Raw genomic sequence first — 20378 nt, 5'->3', positions numbered from 1 at the left:
AGATTATAGTAGTGGTCCTATAATACCATGGTAGAGTTTCTAGTATTGATTTCGTTAACTACCATTGTTGTTAATGCAAAGTATAGCTGCTTTGGCGTTTCTACTGAACACGCATAAGAACAACATAAGCATACGAGGACCACACCAATGACTTCGATCTTTGATCAGGGCCTTGAGCCCCGGAACGCAAACTACGCGGTCCAGTCCCCCATTGATTTCATCGAACGTACCGCCAGTGTTTACCCGGATTATCCGGCCATTATCCACGGTGCCATCCGTCGCAACTGGGCCGAAACCTACGATCGCTGCCGCCGGCTGGCCTCTGCCCTGAAGGGGCGCGGAATCAGCCGTGGTGATACCGTTGCGGTGATGCTGCCGAACATTCCGGCCATGGTGGAATGCCACTTTGGTGTGCCGATGATTGGTGCGGTGCTGAACACCCTGAACGTGCGCCTGGATGCCGAAGCCATTGCCTTCATGCTGGAACATGGTGAAGCAAAGGTGGTGATTGCCGACCGTGAATTCGGCCAGGTGGTCAAAGATGCTGTTCGTCACCTGGAACACAAGCCGCTGGTGATCGATGTTGATGATCCCGAGTACGGTGAAGGCGTTCAGGTAAGCGACCTGGATTACGAAGCCTTCCTGCAGGAAGGTGACCCCGAATATCAGTGGAGTTTCCCCGCCGACGAGTGGGATGCCATTTCCCTGAACTACACCTCCGGTACTACCGGCAACCCCAAGGGCGTGGTTTACCACCATCGTGGTGCCTATATTAACTCGCTGGGTAACCAGGCGGTCTGGTCTATGGACATGCACCCGGTGTACCTGTGGACCCTGCCGATGTTCCACTGCAACGGCTGGTGTTTCCCCTGGACCATCACCGCCATGGCCGGCACCCACGTGTGCCTGCGCCGGGTAGACCCTGAGAAAATCCTCAAGCTGATCCGCGACCACCAGGTAACCCACATGTGTGGTGCGCCGATTGTCCTGAACGCGCTGCTGAATGCCTCGCCGGAAGCGAAAGCCGGCATCGATCACGAAGTGAAATCCATGACCGCCGGTGCGGCGCCCCCAGCCCAGGTGATTGGTGCCATCGAAGAGATGGGCATCAAGGTAACCCACGTATACGGCCTCACCGAAGTGTACGGCCCGGTTACCGTGTGTGCCTGGAAATCCGAGTGGGATGCGCTGCCATTGCAAGAACGTGCCCAGGTCAAGGCGCGCCAGGGCGTTCGCTATCACACCTTGGGCGGCACTATGGTGGCAGACCCCAACACCATGCAGCCGGTGCCGAAAGACGGCAAGACCATCGGCGAGATCTTCCTGCGCGGTAACACCGTGATGAAGGGCTACCTGAAGAACCCGACCGCCACCGAAGAAGCCTTCCGCGGCGGCTGGTTCCACACTGGCGACCTGGCGGTATGGCACGAAGACGGTTACATGGAAATCAAGGATCGTCTGAAAGACATCATCATTTCCGGTGGTGAGAACATCTCCACCATCGAAGTTGAAGATACCCTTTACCGCCACCCGGCGGTGATGGAAGCCGCGGTGGTTGCCCGGCCAGACGAGAAGTGGGGCGAGACACCCTGCGCCTTCGTTACCCTGAAACCGGAAGCCGGCAACGTAACCGAGGAAGACATCATCAGCTTCTGCCGCGAGCACCTGGCCCGCTTCAAGGTTCCGAAAACCGTGGTGTTCTCGGAGCTGCCGAAGACCTCAACCGGCAAGATCCAGAAGTTCGTGCTGCGGGATCAGGCCAAAGAGCTGAACTGATCCGGCAAGGCTGCGCCACCGGGCGCAGCCACACCTCTTTTCCACAAAAACAACATTGATTGGCACCCGACACCGGCGTGCCCGGAGGTAGTTTTATGCAAATGTTCCACAGAAAAAACGGTGAAGAACAGCCGTTCTGGCCGGCTGGCCCCTTCAAAATCCGTCTTCCGTTTGTCCACTATCGCTGGGAATTTGCGGAGATGGTGCAGGCACTGATCATGTTCGTGGTCAGCCTGGCGATGATTCCCCTGCTGGAAAAATACCTGGGCGTTCCCTACGACGTGGCCCTGGCCTACGTTGTGGTGTGTGGTATCGGCTTCATGCTGCCGGCCCTGCTGGGTGTGCCGCTGGTGCCCGGCTGGATTACCCCGGGTATCCCCGTGGTGTTGCTGTTCCTTTCAGACTACGAACCCGGCCCCGAGGCCATCCAGGCGCTCTTTGCCCTGCAATTCCTGGTGTTCCTGATCTTCCTGGTTCTGGGTGTTACCCGCCTGGGCAGCAAGCTGGTGGAGTGGATTCCCCGGTCCATGAAGGGCGGTATCATCATCGGTGCCGGTATTGCCGCGCTGATGGGTGAAATCGAAGCCGGCGGCCGCCTGGCCAACACACCGATCTCCCTGATTGTGGGTGGCCTGGTGTGCCTGTACCTGATGTTCTCAGTTTCCTTCAAAGGCTTTGTGGACAAGAGCAACATCGCCCGCAAGATTGCCAACTACGGCATGGTGCCGGGTATGGTTGTGGCCATCCTGGTGGGCTTTGCCGTTGGCGAGTATGAAGTCCCCGACGTACAGTGGGGCATCACCAAGCCGGCCTTTGACCAGCTGTGGAACTACCTGCCGTTCAGCGTGGGTTTCCCGGACCTGAACATCTTCCTGTATGCCATTCCGACCGCGGTGATCGCCTATGTCATCGCCTTTGGTGACATCGTGGTGGGGCAATCCCTGATGAGTCGTGTCGACCACCTGCGCAAAGATGAAGACATCGACAACAGCATCGACCGCGCCCACCTGGTAACCGCCATCCGTAATGGTGGCCATGCGTTCTTCGCGCCGTACCCTGGCCTGGCCGGCCCGATCTGGACCGCCGTAACCGCCACCATGGCCGAGCGCTACAAGTACGGCCGTAACGCCATGGACTCCATCTACAGCGGTGGTGGCACCTTCTGGATTACCGGCTTCATTGCACTGTTCGTGCTGCCGCTGGTGAGCTTCTTCCAGCCGGTGCTGCCGATTGCCCTGTCGCTGACCCTGCTGCTGACCGGTTACATCTGTTTGATGGTGGGCCTGGAGCAGTTGGAGAACAACACCGAGCGTGGCATTGCCGGCACCATGGGTGTGGTACTGGCGGTGTACGGCGCAGGCTGGGGCCTGGCCACCGGTGCCATCCTGTACTACCTGATCGAGCGTACTCACTTGTTGAAGTTTACCTCTGACCCGGAAGCGCCGGGCGCCGAGACGAGCGAGTAATTCTGAACCCGGTGCCGCTGAGCTAGCAGCGGTACCAACCCACTGTGTGTCCTTGGGAGGCTTCGGCCTCCTTTTTTTTGTTTTCGGTTACCGGATTTGTTGTCGTGGGCCTTTTTGTTAACTGATTCACGGGGCGGCTGAAATTATCGCCGGCATGTGCAAGACTTGTGTCTCCAGAATAATCACAAGAAAGGGTGCTCCCGCCTGAGGAAACACCCGAACCCCGGAGGCTTTTGCACATGCGAGTTGGTTTGATCGTTGATTCCGCCTGTGATCTACCCTATGAATTTTCCCGCAAACACGATCTGTTTGTGCTGCCGGTAACGGCCATTATTGATGGCCAGACCTACATCGATACCCACGATCCGGTGCGTACCCAGGAGTTCTACCAGAGCGGCCTGCTTGATAAAGGCCACCAGGCGGAAACCGAAGCCTTTTCCGCAGAACAGATCCACAACCTGTTCATGGAAAAGATTGTCACTCAGTTTGACGTGGCCATCTGTGAAACCGTCACCCGAAGCCGCAGCCAGATTTTCGACCACGCCTCCGAAGCCATGAACACCGTGATGGCCAACTACGAAGGCGCCCGCAAGGCCGCCGGCCGGGAAGGCAAATTCTCCATGCGGGTCATCGACAGTAAGCAGATCTTTGCGGGCCAGGGATTGCTGGCGGCCCACACCCTGCGGCTGATCAACCAGAAAGTCTCCAAGAATGCCCTGCGCCACGAGGTGGAAACCTTCACTGACAAGATCTACACCTGCGTGATCCCCCGCGACCTGCATTACATCCGTGAACGGGCCCGGCGCCGCGGCGACAAGAGTGTGTCTGCGATGGCCGCCTTCATGGGCAAGGTGCTGAACATCAACCCGGTGATCTTCGGGCAGGGCGTTGAAGGCAAGCCCGTGGCCAAAACCCGCGACTTCAACGTGGCGGTCGAGAAAGTGATGAATTACGCCATCGGCCGCCTGGAAGCCGGTTTGCTGACACCCTATGTGAGTTTGTCCTGCGGCCTGAGCTGGACTGAGATCGAAGAGCTGCCGGGCCTGAATCGCCTGCGCGATGCCTGTGAAAAGCACGGTGTAGAGTTGCTGTTGTCGCAGATGGGCATTACCAGCTCCATCTACGTTGGCCCCGGCAGCCTGTGCCTGGCGCTGGCGGCGGAACCCCACGAGTTTTCAGACTTCCAGTAACCGTCTGTTTCTGTCGGGCTGGTCGCCGGACTGGCCCATAATCACGGGTCCGCCGGTAATTCCGGCAAACCCCAGCTGCCTGCTTCCGTGTTAGCCTCACCGGCATACTTCAGGAATTCAGCCAAAGGATGCCAGCTCTATGAGCAAAACTGCCCCCAGTCTTGTCGATACCCTGTTTGAAGCCCACGTAAAGCACGAAGTGGCCGCCCTCAAAGGCGCCAAGCTGAAGAAGTTCCTGGAACAGGAAGTGGACGAATTGCTTGGCTATGCCGAAAAAGTGCCGCTGGGCCGGCTGATCAGCCCCGAGCAGGTAATGGGCGTGATCAAGCGCATCGCCGTGAACATGGAGCTGGATGCCGGCATTCCGGAACTGGCTGCGGAGATGGCGGCAGAAGTGCTCAAAGCGCCGGTTCAGGCAGACACCACGCTGGGCGAAATCCTGTCACGGGAGCAGGCCAGCGGCTTTATCGAAGAGGCCCTGGAGCTTCGCCAGCAGCGGGAGCGGATCATCAGCGAGATCATGGCACACCCGGTGTACCAGGAGCTGGTGTCGAACGTGGTGTACCACGGGCTGGTGAATTACCTGTATGAAGACAACCTGATTACCCGCTCGGTGCCGGGAGTGGGTTCGGTGATGAAGTTCGGCAAGAAAATGGCCAACAAGGCCGTGCCGGGGCTGGATGAAACTTTCGAGCGGCGCATCAAGGCCTGGCTGGCCGACAGCCTGCCAGGGCTGATTGTGCGCAGCGAGCAGTTCCTGCATCGGGCACTGACCGATGATGAGCTTCGTGACAGTGTGATGGCGGCCTGGGTATCACTGGAGAACCAGACCATTGCCGAGCTTCAGGATGGCCTGGGCGAGGTGGAACTGCAGGAGTTTGTGGTACTGGGTTATGACTTCTGGCTGAACTTCCGCAAAACCGCCTACTTTGAAGGCTGCGCCCGGGCCGTGGTCGAGCACCTGTTTGCCAAGTATGGCGACCGGCCGGTGATGGACCTGCTGAATGATATTGGGGTGACCCGGGACGTGATTGTTACGGAAGTTGCCGAACTGGGCCTGCCGATTATCGATGTGCTGCACAAGGAAGGTTATGTGGAGGCATTGGTGCGCAGAAGGCTGGGAAGCTTCTACAAGTCTGCTGCCGCGAAGAAGTTGCTGGCAGAGGGCTAAGTCGGGCTGCACAGGCCTGATATAAAAAAAGCCGGAAGAGGATCGCTCTTCCGGCTTTTTTGTAGCTGCTGACAGCTTTTGGCCTCAGCGCTCCAGGTACTGGAGCTTGTCGGGCTGGCCGTCCCACTCGTCGGCGTCTGGCAGCGGGTCTTTCTTCTCGGTGATGTTCGGCCACTTGCCGGCCAGGTCCGCGTTGATCTCAACGAAGGCTTCCTGGTCTGCCGGCAGTTCGTCTTCAGAGAAGATGGCTTCCGCCGGGCACTCGGGCTCGCACAGGGCGCAGTCGATGCACTCGTCCGGGTCGATCACCAGAAAGTTGGGGCCTTCATAGAAGCAGTCTACCGGACACACTTCCACGCAGTCGGTGTATTTGCACTTGATGCAGTTATCAGTAACGATAAACGCCATAGTCAGATCCCTGGTTCGTAGAATATTCAGTCTCATCAGGAGCCCTGAAAATCCGGCCCCATCTATAATTTTGTGCGCGATATTGTAGGGAGCGGCCCCCGTAGCCGCAAGCATTGGGCTGCTATAACCTTATTACACAGATCAAGTTTGGCCCAGTTTTCTGTTATTTGTTCAGTAATGCCCGCAGTTCGTACAGCTGGTTCAGGGCGTCCCGGGGCGACAGGCCATCAACATCCAGCTGCTGTAAGGCCTCTTCCACCGCGCTTGGCTCCGCCATGGCGAACATATCACCCTGATAAACCGTTTCCGCGCTGGTCGGTTGTTTGACGGCTTTCGGCGCCGGTTCATGCACATGCTCCGGGGCCGGCGCTGACGGGCTGGCGCTGCCTTCCAGGTGTGCCAGCTGGGCCTTGGCGTTACGGATAACATCCTGCGGCACGCCGGCCAGCTTGGCCACCTGCAAACCATAGCTCTGGCTGGCGGGCCCGTCATGCACATTGTGCAGGAACACGATGGAATCATCATGCTCCGTGGCAGTCAGGTGCACGTTTACCGCATGTTCCAGGTCATCCGCCAGTTGCGTCAGCTCGAAGTAGTGGGTGGCGAACAGGGTGTAGCAGCGAATGTCCTTCGCCAGGTGCTCTGCCGTGGCCCAGGCCAGGGACAGGCCGTCGAAGGTGCTGGTGCCACGGCCCACTTCGTCCATCAGCACCAGGCTGTGTTCGGTAGCGTTGTGCAGGATGTTGGCGGTTTCGGTCATCTCCACCATGAACGTAGAGCGGCCACCGGCGATGTCGTCGGAAGAGCCCATGCGGGTGAAAATCCGGTCTACCGGCCCCAGCACCGCCCGGTTGGCGGGCACAAAGCTGCCGGTGTAGGCCAGCAGGGCAATCAGGGCGGCCTGGCGCATGTAGGTGGACTTACCGCCCATGTTCGGGCCGGTAATCACCAGCATCCGGCGTTTGGTGTCCATCAGCAGGTTGTTGGGCACAAAAGGCTCGTCCAGCAGTTGCTCCACCACCGGGTGGCGGCCTTCTTCCACATCAAAACCGGGTTGGTCAGTAAACTCCGGTGCGGTAAAGCGCAGGCTGGTGGCGCGCTCGGCAAAGTTACTCAGCACATCCAGCTCGGCCAGGGCCTGGGCGGCATCCTGCAGCGGCGCCAGCTGTTCGGCCACGGTTTCCAAGACGTCGTCATACAGGCCTTTTTCCCGGGCCAGGGCGCGGCTCTTGGCACTCAGGGCCTTGTCTTCGAACTCTTTCAGCTCGGGCGTGATGAAGCGTTCGGCGTTTTTCAGGGTCTGGCGACGGATGTAATCCACTGGCGCCTGGGCAGACTGGGCCCTGCTGATTTCAATGTAATAGCCGTGCACCCGGTTGTAGCCCACTTTCAGGGTAGAGATGCCGGTACGCTCCCGCTCCCGGGTTTCCACATCCAGCAGGTACTGGCCGGCGTTCTCGCTGATGTTGCGCAACTCGTCCAGCTCTTCGTCGAAGCCCTCGGCGATCACGCCGCCCTCGCGGATTACCACCGGCGGGTTTTCGATAATGGCCCGCTCCAGCAAGTCAGCAAGCTCCGGGTATTCGCCAATGGTTCCGGCCAGCCGGGCTACATGGCTGGAACTAACGGGCTTCAGGACTTCCTGAAGCTCCGACAGGGTCTGGAAAGCATCCCGCAGGCGGGCGAGGTCCCGGGGCCGGGCCGAGCGCAGGGCTACCCGCGCCAGGATCCGTTCGATGTCGCCCACACGCTTGAGCAGGTCGTGCACCGGTTCATAGTGAAAACCGTCCAGCAGGGCCGAGACTGACTGCTGGCGTTGCTGGACCACCTCCACATTCCGCAGCGGGCGGTTCAGCCAGCGGCGCAATTCCCGGGCACCCATGGCGGTGGCCGTGCGGTCCATCACCCAGGCCAGGGTGTATTGCTGGCCGCCCATCAGGTTGGTGTCGATTTCCAGGTTGCGGCGGCTGGCGGCATCCAGGATCACTGCGTCTTCCCGGCGCTCCCGTGTCAGTTTGCGAATGTGGGGCAGGGCGGTGCGCTGGGTTTCCCGGGCGTACTGCAGCAGGCAGCCGGCGGCACAAATCGCCAGGTGCAGGTCTTCGCAGCCAAAACCGGTGAGGTCACGCACCTGTAGCTGCTGGGTAATCACCCGCCGGGCCGAATCCAGCTCGAACAGCCAGGGGCCTTGCCGGCGCACACCGGTGAAGCCTTCCAGCAGGTCACCGAAAGGGAAGTCTTCGCTGATCAGTATCTCGGCCGGGCGCAAGCGCTGCAGTTCGCCCTGCAGGGCTTCCAGGCTGTCCAGTTCAGACACTGCAAAGCGACCACTGGAAATATCCAGCGAGGCAAAGCCGAACTGCTCTTTATGGCTGAAAATTGCTGCCAGCAGGTTATCGCACCGGTCTTCCAGGAAGGCTTCATCACTCAGGGTGCCGGGGGTAACAATGCGCACCACCTTCCGCTCCACCGGCCCCTTACTGGTGGCCGGATCGCCAATCTGTTCGGCAATGGCAATGGATTGACCTGCGCGCACCATGCGGGCAATGTAGCCCTCAGCGGCGTGGAAAGGCACGCCGGCCATGGGTATAGGATTGCCGCCGGATTGCCCCCGGGCGGTCAGGGTAATGTCCAGCAACTCGGCGGCTTTTTTGGCATCGTCGTAAAACAGCTCGTAGAAGTCACCCATGCGGTAGAACACCAGCTCGTTCGGGTGCTCCCGCTTGATCTTCAGGTACTGCTGCATCATGGGGGTATGCTTGGAAAGATCGGTCTGGGTTGCTGGCATGGAAGCGTCCGGTTGATCGTGCGTTTGGGTCAAAGCGGGGATTGTAAGAAAATAACGCCCGGGATGAAACGAAGGGTTTGGCAACAGAAGCTTGGAGATGGCTATGCAAGCAACCGATCAGCAACTGGAAACCGCCGGCAATGCGCTGGGAGACTTGTTGATACAGCAGGGCAGAACCATGGCCACCGCCGAAAGCTGCACCGGTGGCTGGGTGGCCAAGGTGCTGACAGACAGGGCGGGTTCCTCTGCCTATGTGATGGCCGGGCTGGTGACCTACAGCAACGAGGCCAAACAGGCCATTCTGGGCGTAGAAGAAAAGGTGCTGGCCGAGCACGGCGCCGTCAGCGAACCGGTGGTGCGCCAGATGGTGGCCGGTGCCGTTCGCGCCACCGGTGTGGATGTGGCCGTGGCCATCAGCGGCGTTGCCGGCCCTGGTGGCGGCAGCGAAGAAAAGCCGGTAGGCACGGTATGGTTTGCCTGGGGAACCGGCCCGGACAACACGCAAACCCGTGTTCAGCACTTTGACGGCGACCGGGAACAGGTACGCCGGCAATCGGTTTTGTATGTGTTGCAAGGGGTTACGGAGTTTCTGAAAACACTGTGATGTTTTTCACCCCGGCAGGGGTTGGTCTGTGCCAAGGCTTATGTTTTAATACTGTTCAAATATACAGGAAAACACTGGATACACCTCCGGTGTCGTCATATCGAATAGTGAGGGGCAGGTAACAATGGAAGACAACCGCAAGAAAGCACTCAGCGCAGCACTGGGCCAGATTGAACGCCAGTTCGGCAAGGGCGCCGTGATGAAAATGGGCGACCAGCCCCGTGAAGCCATTCCTGCGGTATCCACCGGCTCCCTGGGGCTGGACGTGGCACTGGGTATTGGTGGCTTGCCGTATGGCCGGATTGTAGAGATCTACGGCCCGGAAAGCTCCGGTAAAACCACCCTGACCCTGCAAGTGATCGCCGAAGCGCAGAAAGCCGGCAAAACTTGTGCCTTCATCGACGCCGAGCACGCACTGGACCCTATCTACGCTGAAAAACTGGGCGTAAACGTCGACGACCTGCTGGTCTCCCAGCCGGACACCGGCGAGCAGGCCCTGGAAATCGCGGATATGCTGGTACGCTCCAATGCCATCGACGTCATCATCGTCGACTCGGTAGCGGCCCTGACGCCGAAAGCGGAAATTGAAGGCGAAATGGGCGACAGCCACGTAGGCCTGCAGGCCCGTTTGATGTCCCAGGCGCTGCGTAAGCTGACCGGTAACGTGAAGCACGCCAACTGCCTGATGGTGTTCATCAACCAGATTCGTATGAAGATCGGTGTGATGTTCGGCAGCCCCGAGACCACCACCGGCGGTAACGCCCTGAAATTCTACTCTTCCGTACGCCTGGACATCCGCCGCATCGGTGCGGTGAAAGAAGGTGACGAAGTGGTGGGTAACGAGACCCGCGTGAAAGTCGTCAAGAACAAGGTGTCGCCGCCGTTCAAACAGGCCGAGTTCCAGATCATGTACGGCAAGGGCATCTACCACATGGCCGAAGTTCTGGACATGGGTGTGAAAGAAGGCTTCGTCGACAAATCCGGTGCCTGGTACGCCTACAACGGTGACAAGATCGGTCAGGGCAAGGCCAATGCCTGCAAGTTCCTGGAAGAGAACCTGGATATCGCCAACGAAATCGAAGCCAAGGTTCGCGACAAGCTGATGCCCAAGCCGGTGAAGAAAGAGGCGGCAGAAGCGCCGGTGGAAGCGAACGGTGAATTGCTCTAAGTAAGAACCCGGGAGGCGTTACATGAAGCGACTGTTGATAGTAGCCCATGCACCGTCTCCCAATACCCTGCGGTTACGGGAGTCTGTGGAAAAGGGCGCCCGTAACCCGGATATTGAAGCGGTGGAAGTGGTGGTGAAAGCGCCGCTCGAAGCCGGCCCCGAAGATGTTCTCGCCTGTGACGCCATCATCCTTGGCACCACCGAAAACCTCGGCTATATGTCGGGCGCCCTCAAAGACTTCTTTGACCGTAGCTATTACCCCTGCCTGGAGAAAACCCAGGGCCTGCCTTTTACTTTCTATATTCGCGCCGGCCACGATGGCACCGGCACACGCCGCGCCATAGACAGCATCACCACTGGCCTGCGCTGGAAACTTATTCAGGAACCCCTGCTGTGCCGGGGTGACTACCAGCCGGAATTTGCCGACCAGTGTGAAGAGTTGGGGCTGTTTGTGGCGGCCAGCCTGGATGCCGGGATTATCTGAAAATCCTGGCGCTACGGCGTTTAATTGGTGCTGGCCAGCGTATCTCTCATCGGGCTGCGCGGGGCAGCAGGGCGGTTGTATGCGCTGCTTGCCGGTTGTTTCGGCCTGGCGATTGGCTCCTATGCGGTGCTGGAGAATGTTCGTCGGGGTCTGATGGGTGGGCCGGGCGGTCTGGTTGAAGGTTTTTCGCTGATTGCCGGGTTGTTTTGCCTGGGATTTGGCATCGCGTTGATCATCCTGGCGCAGCGTGATTCAGGCAAACCGTTCATGCTGCGGCGAGACGGCGTAGTTGCTGGGGTGGCTGGCGTATTTGGCACGTTTGTGTTGTCGGTCATTGCCAGTTGGGGCACCCATGAAGAGCGGCACCACATTGCCCGCTCTACCATTCAGTACTATGCCAGCGAGCTAAAACTGGAGTTGCAGTCTTCTGTAGCGTTGATTGATCGGCTGGCCAACCGGTGGGCGTCGCTGGGCTTTGAAGTGCCTGAAGCTCTCGAGCAAACCGAAATGCGCTGGTATTTCAAAGATACGCCGGCCCTGAAGTCCCTGATGTTGTTCCGGGATGGTCGGTCTCCGGTGTGGCGGCGGAGTCGTAACCCTGAGGATCTGCTGTGGGTGATGGATCAGACCGTCAACCCGGAAGTGTTGGGTTGGGTTCGCAATGCGCGCGACGAACGGTTGGCCAGCGCCTGGATATTCCCGGACCCGGCTAAGCCGTTTTCGGCGATCGCCCTGGTGCGGCCAGACCTGGATTCGGGTGCGTATTTCCTCGCGGTATTTGATGTGGCGGAGTTGCTGGCGCTTGAATCATCCAGGGACTATTACGATTTCGAGATCCGGCTTGAGGGAGCGGACAGCCCGGCTGTGGAGCGAGCTATTGCACTTCATCACCTGGAACATGAGGTTTACGAGCATGTGCCAGTAAATATTCCCAACGGCCCGGACCTTGTACTCAGTGCCACGGCTGGCCCGGCATCGGTACTTTCTCTACGGGGTATTCCCGCGAGGAAGTGATAGGAGCACCGGTAAAGCAGCTCACCGGCCCGGAAAAGCTGATTCAGCAGGCTGATATGGCCATGTACAAGGCCAAGCAGCAGGGGCGTGATACCTATGTGGTGTACTCCGAAGACCTGGATTCCAAGCTGTCCAAGCGTGTGGAGTTGCGTAATGAATTACAGGAGGCCATCAAAACCGGCCAGATTGCCCACCTGGGTAAGTGGGTAACCACCCAGGCGTGTAAAGATGCACGGCGGTTGCTGGAGATGGGGCTGCTGAAGGGCCGTATGGCGGTGAACCTGTCGCCGCTGCAGTTCCACCGCCCGGGCTTTTTGACGGTGCTCAGGTCGATTCTGGAAGACACCGGCCTTGCACCGGAACACCTGGAGCTGGAGCTGACCGAAGGCATCCTGATGAAAGACAGCGAAGGCGCCATTGATATCCTCAATGCCCTGAACGACATGGGGGTTGCCACGGCCATTGATGATTTTGGCACCGGTTTTTCCAGTTTCAGTTACCTGAAAGACCTGCCGGTGGACAACATCAAGATCGACCGCAGCTTTGTAGACAACGTCACCACCAACGAGAAAGACGCGGCGGTGTGCAAGGGTGTGATTACCCTCGCCCGGGAAATGGGGCTGAACGTGGTGGCCGAAGGCGTGGAAACCCAGGAGCAGTTTTGCTACCTGAAGAGCCATGGTTGCGAGAGCTTCCAGGGCTACTACTTTGCCCGGCCCATGTTGTTCGAGGATCTGGTGCAGTGGATTGGTAAAGCCGGGTAAGCGGGCAGGCGGTGGCCTAGCCGGCCAGGCGGCTGTAAAAGCCTTCAATGCGTGACAGGGCATTGTCGACGGCCCGGGAATAGCGTTTCTGGTCCAGGCAGTAACTGAACTGAACGCTCACCCGGAAGCCGGTGCGCCATGGCTGGCAGCGGACTACGCGGGCCGCTACGCGGGGTTCGTTTATATATTTGCCGCGGATTTGCAGGTACAGGCGGGCGCCGGGTTCGACCGGCCGGGGGCACTGAACCGCCATGCCGTAGCGGTTCATATCCAGGCAGTTCACCGCCACCGGGTTCTTGCCACGGCCAAAAAAGCCGCGTTCACTGAGCTGCACGTTCAGGCAGGTGGCGGGAAACCGTTCCTTGATTCGGCGATCTGAGGGCTTACTTGCCATGGCTGCATCCACTGTCTTTTTGTCTTTGTTGTTTCCGGAAGCCATCCGGACCCTCAAGTGTAGCCAGCGCCGGGTTGTCTGAAAATTGATCAACATGAAAAGTGTGACCGGCGTCTCACCCGGCAGTTGCTCCGGCCTGATCGGATAAAACCGGAACCGGTAGGCGACAGTCTGTCTGGCAAACACTACAATGGCGGGTTCAAAACCATTCAAACCGATGTCGACGGGAAGCAAACTTGAAGTCATTGCCGCTGCACCAACTCTACAAATCCTGTGTTCTGAAAGAGCTGCCATTCAAAACCACCCGGCAACTTGAGCCGCTGGCTGAGATCGTCGGCCAGAACCGTGCCCAGGAAGCCGTGCGCTTCGCACTGGCCATGCCCCACGGTGGTTACAACGTGTATGCGGTAGGCCGGAACGGGTTGGGCAAGCGCACCATGATGCTGCGCTACCTGGAGCACCATGTAGACACCGAGCAGCAAAGCCATGACTGGTGTTACGTGGCCAATTTCGAAGAGCCTCGTAACCCGAAGCTGCTGAAGCTGCCCTCGGGCAAGGGCACCCAGTTGAAGCAGGACATGGAAAAGCTGATGGCCCGGCTGGTGAAGATGATTCCCCAGACCTTCGAGGGCGACAGTTTTCTGGAGCGTGCGGAGCAGCTGAAGAACGACTACGTCAAGCTGCAGGAAGACGAACTCGAAAAAGTAGCCAACCAGGCCAAGCGCAAGAAAGTGCGCCTGACCATCAGCACCCCCGGCGGATACCGGCTGGTGGCTATGAACGGCGAAGAGCCCCACACGGCGGAAAGCTTCCAGGCCCTCACCCAGGAGCAGCGGGACAAGTTCGAGGAAGTCATCAACAAGCTGGAGAAGAAACTCCGGCAGGTTCTGCGCAAGCTGGCAGACTGGGAGCAGGAATACGCCGAGAAACAACAGGCCCTGAACCAGGAAACCCTGGAAGGCATCTCCGGCCACCAGATTGACGAGCTGAAAGACAAGTATAAAGAGCTGCCAGACGTAACGGCCTACCTGGAAGCGGTGCGCAAAGACCTGGCTGAAAACCTGGATATATTCCTGGAAGACGACGAAGAACAGGCGGCCATTGCCTATGCGTCGCTGGACAAGAAAACACCCCGCCGCTACATCGTGAATGTGCTGGTACACCAGACCAGCAACGAAGTACCCGTGGTGGTGGAAGATAACCCCACCTACCACAATCTGTTCGGTTACGTGGAAAACGTCACCTACAAGGGCACGGTGTTTACTGACTTCTCGCTGATTCGCCCCGGCAGCCTGCACAAGGCCAACGGTGGTTACCTGCTGATGGATGCCATCAAGGTGCTGGAGCAGCCCTTCGTGTGGGATGGCCTGAAGCGGGCGCTGCGCTCCCGTACCCTTCAGATCAACTCCCTGGAGCGGGAACTGACCCTCTCCGGGACGATTTCCATCGAGGCGGAATCGGTGCCGCTGGACGTGAAGATTGTGCTGTTCGGGGACCGCGAAACCTGGATGCTGCTGCAGGAATACGATTCCGAGTTTGCCGAGCTGTTCCGGGTAACGGCGGACTTCGAGAATGAAATGTACCGCACGGCGGAAAGCCAGCTGCAGTACGCCAAGTTTATTGCCAGCCTGGTGGTGGAAAAGAAACTGCTGCATTGCAACACCAGGGCGGTGGCCCGGGTAATCGAACACAGCGCCCGTATGGCCGACCACCAGGACCGGTTATCTCTGCATGCCGCGGATATTGCCAATCTGCTGCGTGAATCGGATTTCTGGGCCCGCCAGGCCGGTGCCCGGTTGATTACCGAGGTGCACGTGGAGCGGGCGCTGGAAAGTGCCCGTTACCGCAGCAGTCGCATTCGTGACCAGTTCTACGATTCCATTCGCGACGGCACCACGCTGGTCACCACCTCCGGCACCTGCGTGGGGCAGGTGAATGCGTTGTCTGTGCTGTCTACCGGCGGTTTCGAGTTCGGCTTGTCTAACCGGGTAACGGCAACCTGCTACTATGGTGATGGTGCCGTGATGGATATCGAGCGTGACGTAAAGCTGGGTGGCAACATTCACTCCAAGGGTGTGATGATTCTCAGCTCCTGGCTGGCCTCTTACTTTGCGGTGAACGACCCCATGCACCTGTCTGCCAGCCTGACCATGGAACAGAACTATGGTGAGGTAGACGGCGACAGCGCATCGCTGGCGGAGCTGGTGGCGCTGATCTCGTCGTTGTCCGGTGTGCCGGTGCGCCAGGACCTGGCCATTACCGGTTCAGTGAACCAGTTTGGCGAGGTGCAGCCCATTGGCGGTGTGAACGAGAAAATTGAAGGCTTCTTTGCCACCTGCGAGCTCAAGGGTGGTTTGACCGGCACCCAGGGTGTGATCATTCCGGAAACCAACGTGCAGAACCTGATGCTCGACAGTGAAGTGGTGCAGGGTGCGCGCAATGGCCAGTTTGCGGTTTACCCGGTAAGCCGGGTGGAAGAGGCCGTTACCTTGCTGCTGGGCAAGCCCGCTGGCAAGGCGAATGACAAAGGCCGGTATCCCAGGCAGAGTGTTTTTGGCATTATTCAGCAGCGGCTTGAGAAAATGCGGGAACACGAGCGGCAGGAACACGCGCGGGACGAGCACAAAGACCCGTCCATCCACTGACCGGGACCATAATAAAACGGACAGGAGAATAGAGATCCATGACTGATATCCAGCAAACTGTGTACGTGGTAGAAGACGACGAAGCCGTCCGCGACTCCCTGGAGTTGTTGCTGAAATCCGATGGCAAGCCGGTGAAGACCTACGAAAGCGCCAACGCCTTTCTGAAGGACTACTCCGATAAAATGGCCGGCTGCATTGTGCTGGATATCCGTATGCCGGGTATGGACGGCATGGAGCTGCAGAAGAAGCTGAACGAAAAGCATTCGATTCTGCCCATTATCTTTGTGACCGGCCACGGTGACGTGCCGATGGCGGTAGACGCCATGAAAGAAGGCGCGGTGGACTTCATCCAGAAGCCGTACCGGGAAGAAGCCCTGCTGGAAAAGATCGAGGCGGCCCTGGAGCAGGACCTCGAGCAGCGCAAGACCCTGGACGAAAAACAGGAAATCATCCGCCGGGTGAAAAGCCTGACCCCGCGGGAAGCCGAAATCATGGACCGCATGATTGCCGGCCAGGCCAACAAGGTGATTGCCATCGAGCTGGAGATCAGCCAGCGCACCGTGGAAATCCACCGTTCCCGGGTTATGCACAAGATGGGTACACATTCCCTTGCACATCTGGTGCGTATGGTTCTGTCCGTAAAGGACCTTATCGACTAAGCCGGTTGCTGTGGTCATCATGCCAGAACGTTTATAACCGGCCACGCTTGTATGACTGAAGTTGTCAGTGAGAACTCAGAGGTGACGGTCCTGCTGGTTGATGACAACCCGCAGAACCTGAAAGTCCTCTACGAGACCCTGAAAGACAAAGGCTACCGCCTGCTGATTGCCAACGAAGGCGAGAAAGCACTGGACCTGGCCCACCGTCACCACCCGGAAGTGATCCTGCTGGATATTATGATGCCGGAGATGGATGGCTATGAGGTGTGCGAGCGCCTGAAGGCCGATCCCGAAACCGCCGACATCGCCGTGGTATTCCTGTCCGCCCTGGACGACCTGCAGGCCAAGGTGAAGGGCTTTTCCCTGGGCGGGGCCGATTACATCTCCAAGCCGTTCCAGTCCCTGGAAGTGATCGCCCGGGTGAAAACCCATGCCCGGGTTATCCGGCTCGAACGTGAGCTGCAGGCCCGTAACCGGGAACTGCAGGGCGACCAGACCCGCATCCTGGATTCCATCAGCGAAGGCATCTACGGGCTGGACGAAAACGGCCTGATCGAGTTTGCCAACCCGGCTGCCGCCGCGATTGCCGGCCGCCCGGTTGAAGAGTTGATCGGCAAATGTTTCTTTGACCTGCACTTTGCCACGGCTGAAGAATGCCGTGACAGCCTGCCGGTGATGGCGACCTGTAACAAAGGTGTGCCTGAACACCAGCGGGATATCCAGATGCTGCGTGCCGATGGCAGCAGCTTCCCTGCAGAATACCGGGCCACCCCGAAGCTTGATGGCGATGAGCTGCATGGCGCTGTGGTGGTGTTTCACGACATTACCGCCGAGCTGGAAAGCGAAAAAGCCCTGGAAGAAGCCCGTGAGCTGGTGCAGGAGCAGCGCGATCAGCTGGCCCATACGTCCCGCCTGACCACTATGGGCGAGATGGCCGCCGGCTTTGCCCACGAGGTAAACCAGCCGCTGACCGCGATTTCCAACTATGCCCGGGTTTCCAAGCGCATGATGGCCAAGGACGAGCCGGACCTTGAGCTGCTGGGTGAAACCCTGGATAAAATCGATGCCCAGTCCCACCGGGCCAGCGAGATTATCCGCCGCATCCGCCGCTTTATGAAAAAGCCTGCCACTGGCAAGGAAGAATTGTCGGTGCCCGAGTTGCTGGAAGACACCCGGCAGTTTGCCGAGGTGGACATGCGCAACAACGAAGGCGGCATTGAGGTGCGGGTAGACGACGATCTGCCGGGTGTACTGGCAGACCCCATCCAGGTGCAGCAGGTGGCCCTGAATCTGATCCGCAACGCCCTGGAGGCAACCCGCAGTGCCGGTTCGTCCCAGCCTGTGGAGGTTTCAGCACGGCGTTGTGGCGATCAGTGTGTTCGGGTAGAGGTGCGTGACCACGGTGTCGGTGTGCCGGAAGAGGCCGAGGACAAGCTGTTCCACCCGTTCTACACCACCAAGGAAGATGGCATGGGCATTGGCCTTGCTACCTGTCGCTCGCTGATGCAGGCCCAGGGTGGCGATATCGGGTACCAGCGCCCGGAAGGCGACGGTGCCTGTTTCTGGTTTGTGTTGCCCATTGCAGGCGCCGAGGGCGCGCCCTGCACCCCCGACGAAGCCTGACCCCTTATAGCCAGTCTATGCGCCCGGTAAGGTGGGGCGCGTCTCCCTTGGCATTCAGAATCTGATAGTCCCAGCCGTCTGCCCCGGTGCGCCAGTTCAGCTGCGCGGTGCCGGGCAGGAACAGCGGCTTCTTGAACTGGCAGCTGACCTTCACCGGCCCTGACTGCCAGCCTTCCTGTTGTTCCAACAGCGCCAGTGCGTGGGCCTTGGTCCACATGCCATGGGCAATCGCCCGCGGAAAACCGAAAGCCCGGGCGCTCAGGGCGTGCATGTGGATGGGGTTGCGGTCACCGGATACCTTCGCATATTGCCGGCCGATGCTTTCCGGCGCCTTGATGGCTTCAGAGAACGGGTAATGGTCCAGTTGCGGCGGATTCTTGCTGCCTCCGGAGGTTCCCTGGCCGGCCATCCGGAACAGGTTGGTGCTGGTTTCTTCCCAGATCAGCTTGCCGGCGGCCCGGGCTTCGGTAATCAGGTCGAACTCCATGCCCCTGTCTGTGCGCTGCTGGTTGCCCAGCGTTACCTGTATATCCAGGTTTTCGCCGGCACTGACCGGGCGATGCTGGATGATGGTGTTGCGCAGGTGCACCAGCCCCAGCAAGGGCAGGGGAAAGGATTTTTCCGTCAGCAGCTTCAGGTGCAGGGGGAACGCCAGGATGTGGGGCCAGGTAATGGGGGCCCGGGAGCCTGGCTTGAACCCGCATATGCGCTGATAGGTTTTCAGGGCCGGAGTGTTGGTGGCAATCCCCAGCAGGTCTGCCTGCAGGTCCGGAATGCGGGTTTGCTCGCCCGGCTTGTGTTGTTTGGGCAGCAGGGCCTTGCCATACAGTGGCAGCAAGGCCGGCGGTGCGCTGTGGTAGACCAGTGAATCCGGCATTAAGGCTTTCTCCCGATTATTAATGGTTTCAGGTACAACTGTGCGTGCGTGGCCTGATATGCTCTAATGTACGACGAAAGTCTGGCAAACCCGGCCAGAGGTGGCATTGACCCGGCGTGCTCCGAACCCTGTCCGGTGGGTCAAAGTGGTAACTGATAAATAAAAAAGCGGGACTCTATGCAGGAACTACGTGATGCGGGCGTGATGCTGCGCCTGATTTATGAGGCGATGAAGAAAAAGGGCATTGATACCAATGCTATTTTCAGCCGTCTGGGTGTAGACGAGCAGTATGTTTATACCGATCAGCTCCGAACTCCCCACAATGCCCAGCTGTATTTCTGGCAGGCGGTTGAAGATGTATCCGGTGATGAAGATGTTGGCCTGCACCTGGGGCCACTGTTGCCGGCCTACAAAGGGCAGGTACTGGAATACCTGTTCCTGAGTAGCCCCACCTTTGGCGAAGGTCTTCGCCGGGCCCAGAACTATCAGCGCCTGCTGAGTGATGCGGCCAATACCGATTTCTTTGTGGAAGGCGACGAAGCCTGCATGGTGCTGGATGCAGCCTCGGAAGAAGTCAGCCGGCTGCGGCACTTCAACGAGTGTTTTGTGCAGGGCTTGATTACCTTCTTCAAATCCATCACCGATGGCCGTTTTTATCCCTCCCGCATCGAGTTCGAGCATGAGCGGGAAAAAGGTATCGACCACGCAAAGGAAGTGCTCGGTTGTGATGTGGTGTTCGGCGCCCGTGAAAACCGTCTGTACTTCCCGGTGGAAATTCTGTCCTATGCCTCGCCCCATGCCGAGCCGGAACTGCTGGCCCTGCACGAGCGTTTTGCCAGTGAGCAGGTAGCGAGGCTCGAGAAGAAAGACATCGTAGGGCAGGTGGAGCGGATTATTGCCGAGCTGCTGGACAGCGGTGAGGTGACACTGGATGCGGTGGCCGAAAGGCTGGGTATCAAGCCCAGAACCCTGCGCACCCGGCTGACCGAAGCTGAAACCAGTTTCAACCAGGTGCTGGCGGATTTCCGCTACCGGCTGGCCCGACAGCTGCTGGCAACGACCGACGAGTCCATCGACGAGATCGTGTATCTGACCGGTTTCTCCGAACCCAGCACGTTTTACCGAGCGTTCAAGCGCTGGTCTGGCATGACGCCGATCGAGTACCGTAAAACCGCCCAGACCAAGGATGTGATGGTCGACGCCATGTAAGGCGGTTTTCTGAAAATCTGAAAAAAGTTCTTCAAAAGCGTTGACATAAACGGGGGCGTCTTTATAATGCGCCCTCGTTGTCACAGAGCAGTCGCAAGACAGCTCAGGCACGCCGCGCGGAGCGGTAGTTCAGTTGGT

Annotated in this window: 17 protein-coding genes; 13 read left to right on the top strand and 4 right to left on the bottom strand. The window is 58.8% G+C overall.

Annotated elements, in window-relative coordinates; translation table 11 throughout:
• Nucleotides 1-147 precede the first annotated feature (147 nt).
• The 4 genes from B2589_RS01020 (at nt 148) to B2589_RS01005 (ending at nt 5603) form a co-directional block, all read left to right on the top strand.
• Nucleotides 148-1776, top strand: coding sequence for an acyl-CoA synthetase (locus B2589_RS01020; protein WP_273133441.1), 1629 nt, complete (start codon nt 148-150; stop codon nt 1774-1776).
• A 95-nt stretch (nt 1777-1871) separates the two neighbouring features.
• Nucleotides 1872-3242 carry a solute carrier family 23 protein gene (locus tag B2589_RS01015; RefSeq protein ID WP_286815332.1) on the top strand — a complete coding sequence of 457 codons (1371 nt, stop codon included), beginning with the start codon at nt 1872-1874 and terminating at the stop codon, nt 3240-3242.
• A 239-nt stretch (nt 3243-3481) separates the two neighbouring features.
• Nucleotides 3482-4432 carry a DegV family protein gene (locus tag B2589_RS01010; protein WP_058341078.1) on the top strand — a complete coding sequence of 317 codons (951 nt, stop codon included), beginning with the start codon at nt 3482-3484 and terminating at the stop codon, nt 4430-4432.
• 139 nt (nt 4433-4571) lie between these two features.
• On the top strand, nt 4572-5603 hold the full coding sequence (locus B2589_RS01005) for a hypothetical protein (RefSeq protein ID WP_286815331.1): 1032 nt from the start codon (nt 4572-4574) through the stop codon (nt 5601-5603).
• 84 nt (nt 5604-5687) lie between these two features.
• Here the strand turns inward: B2589_RS01005 and fdxA are convergent, their stop codons facing one another.
• Nucleotides 5688-6011 carry a ferredoxin FdxA gene (fdxA, locus tag B2589_RS01000; protein WP_286815346.1) on the bottom strand — a complete coding sequence of 108 codons (324 nt, stop codon included), beginning with the start codon at nt 6009-6011 and terminating at the stop codon, nt 5688-5690.
• Between the two features lie 163 nt (nt 6012-6174).
• Nucleotides 6175-8799 carry a DNA mismatch repair protein MutS gene (gene mutS / locus B2589_RS00995; protein ID WP_286815330.1) on the bottom strand — a complete coding sequence of 875 codons (2625 nt, stop codon included), beginning with the start codon at nt 8797-8799 and terminating at the stop codon, nt 6175-6177.
• 103 nt (nt 8800-8902) lie between these two features.
• Here mutS and pncC point away from each other — a divergent pair, with 103 nt between their 5' ends.
• The 5 genes from pncC to B2589_RS00970 all read left to right on the top strand — a co-directional run bounded on the left by pncC (nt 8903) and on the right by B2589_RS00970 (nt 12833).
• Entirely contained in the window at nt 8903-9403 is a 501-nt protein-coding gene (gene pncC, locus B2589_RS00990; RefSeq protein WP_022989401.1) for a nicotinamide-nucleotide amidase, read from the top strand.
• A 124-nt stretch (nt 9404-9527) separates the two neighbouring features.
• Nucleotides 9528-10571, top strand: coding sequence for a recombinase RecA (gene recA, locus B2589_RS00985; protein ID WP_286815329.1), 1044 nt, complete (start codon nt 9528-9530; stop codon nt 10569-10571).
• A gap of 22 nt (nt 10572-10593) precedes the next feature.
• Nucleotides 10594-11055 (top strand): flavodoxin family protein, encoded by a 462-nt coding sequence (locus B2589_RS00980; protein WP_273134248.1) that lies wholly within the window; start codon nt 10594-10596, stop codon nt 11053-11055.
• A gap of 27 nt (nt 11056-11082) precedes the next feature.
• A complete protein-coding gene (locus tag B2589_RS00975; protein ID WP_286815328.1) occupies nt 11083-12069 on the top strand; it encodes a hypothetical protein in 987 nt (328 codons plus the stop codon).
• On the top strand, nt 12066-12833 hold the full coding sequence (locus tag B2589_RS00970; protein WP_286815327.1) for a putative bifunctional diguanylate cyclase/phosphodiesterase: 768 nt from the start codon (nt 12066-12068) through the stop codon (nt 12831-12833). Before B2589_RS00975 ends, B2589_RS00970 begins: the two co-directional genes overlap by 4 nt.
• Before the next feature lie 16 nt (nt 12834-12849).
• Here B2589_RS00970 and B2589_RS00965 read toward each other — a convergent pair whose 3' ends face one another.
• Nucleotides 12850-13227: a PilZ domain-containing protein gene (locus B2589_RS00965; RefSeq protein WP_036219667.1), complete on the bottom strand. Its 378-nt coding sequence runs from the start codon at nt 13225-13227 to the stop codon at nt 12850-12852.
• Between the two features lie 236 nt (nt 13228-13463).
• On the opposite strand from B2589_RS00965, the gene B2589_RS00960 reads away from it, so the two are divergent.
• Genes B2589_RS00960 through B2589_RS00950 form a run of 3 tightly spaced genes read left to right on the top strand, consistent with a single transcriptional unit; the run spans nt 13464 to nt 18154 of the window.
• Nucleotides 13464-15872, top strand: a complete 2409-nt coding sequence (locus B2589_RS00960) for a Lon protease family protein (RefSeq protein WP_286815326.1) — start codon at nt 13464-13466, stop codon at nt 15870-15872.
• A 38-nt stretch (nt 15873-15910) separates the two neighbouring features.
• The gene (gene fixJ / locus B2589_RS00955; RefSeq protein ID WP_058341163.1) at nt 15911-16531 is read left to right on the top strand and encodes a response regulator FixJ; all 621 of its coding nucleotides are present in this window, start codon (nt 15911-15913) and stop codon (nt 16529-16531) included.
• 51 nt (nt 16532-16582) lie between these two features.
• Nucleotides 16583-18154: a response regulator gene (locus tag B2589_RS00950; protein WP_286815325.1), complete on the top strand. Its 1572-nt coding sequence runs from the start codon at nt 16583-16585 to the stop codon at nt 18152-18154.
• A 4-nt stretch (nt 18155-18158) separates the two neighbouring features.
• Here B2589_RS00950 and B2589_RS00945 read toward each other — a convergent pair whose 3' ends face one another.
• A complete protein-coding gene (locus tag B2589_RS00945) occupies nt 18159-19031 on the bottom strand; it encodes a MaoC family dehydratase (protein ID WP_286815324.1) in 873 nt (290 codons plus the stop codon).
• A gap of 177 nt (nt 19032-19208) precedes the next feature.
• Here B2589_RS00945 and B2589_RS00940 point away from each other — a divergent pair, with 177 nt between their 5' ends.
• On the top strand, nt 19209-20240 hold the full coding sequence (locus tag B2589_RS00940; protein WP_036219645.1) for an AraC family transcriptional regulator: 1032 nt from the start codon (nt 19209-19211) through the stop codon (nt 20238-20240).
• The last annotated feature ends 138 nt before the right edge of the window (nt 20241-20378 follow it).

The organism is Marinobacter sp. UBA3607, assembly GCF_002375525.1.
GTDB classification, from domain to species: domain Bacteria; phylum Pseudomonadota; class Gammaproteobacteria; order Pseudomonadales; family Oleiphilaceae; genus Marinobacter; species Marinobacter vinifirmus.
The sequence above is the reverse complement of the archived record's forward strand: the minus strand, read 5'-3'. Positions and strand labels throughout refer to the sequence as shown.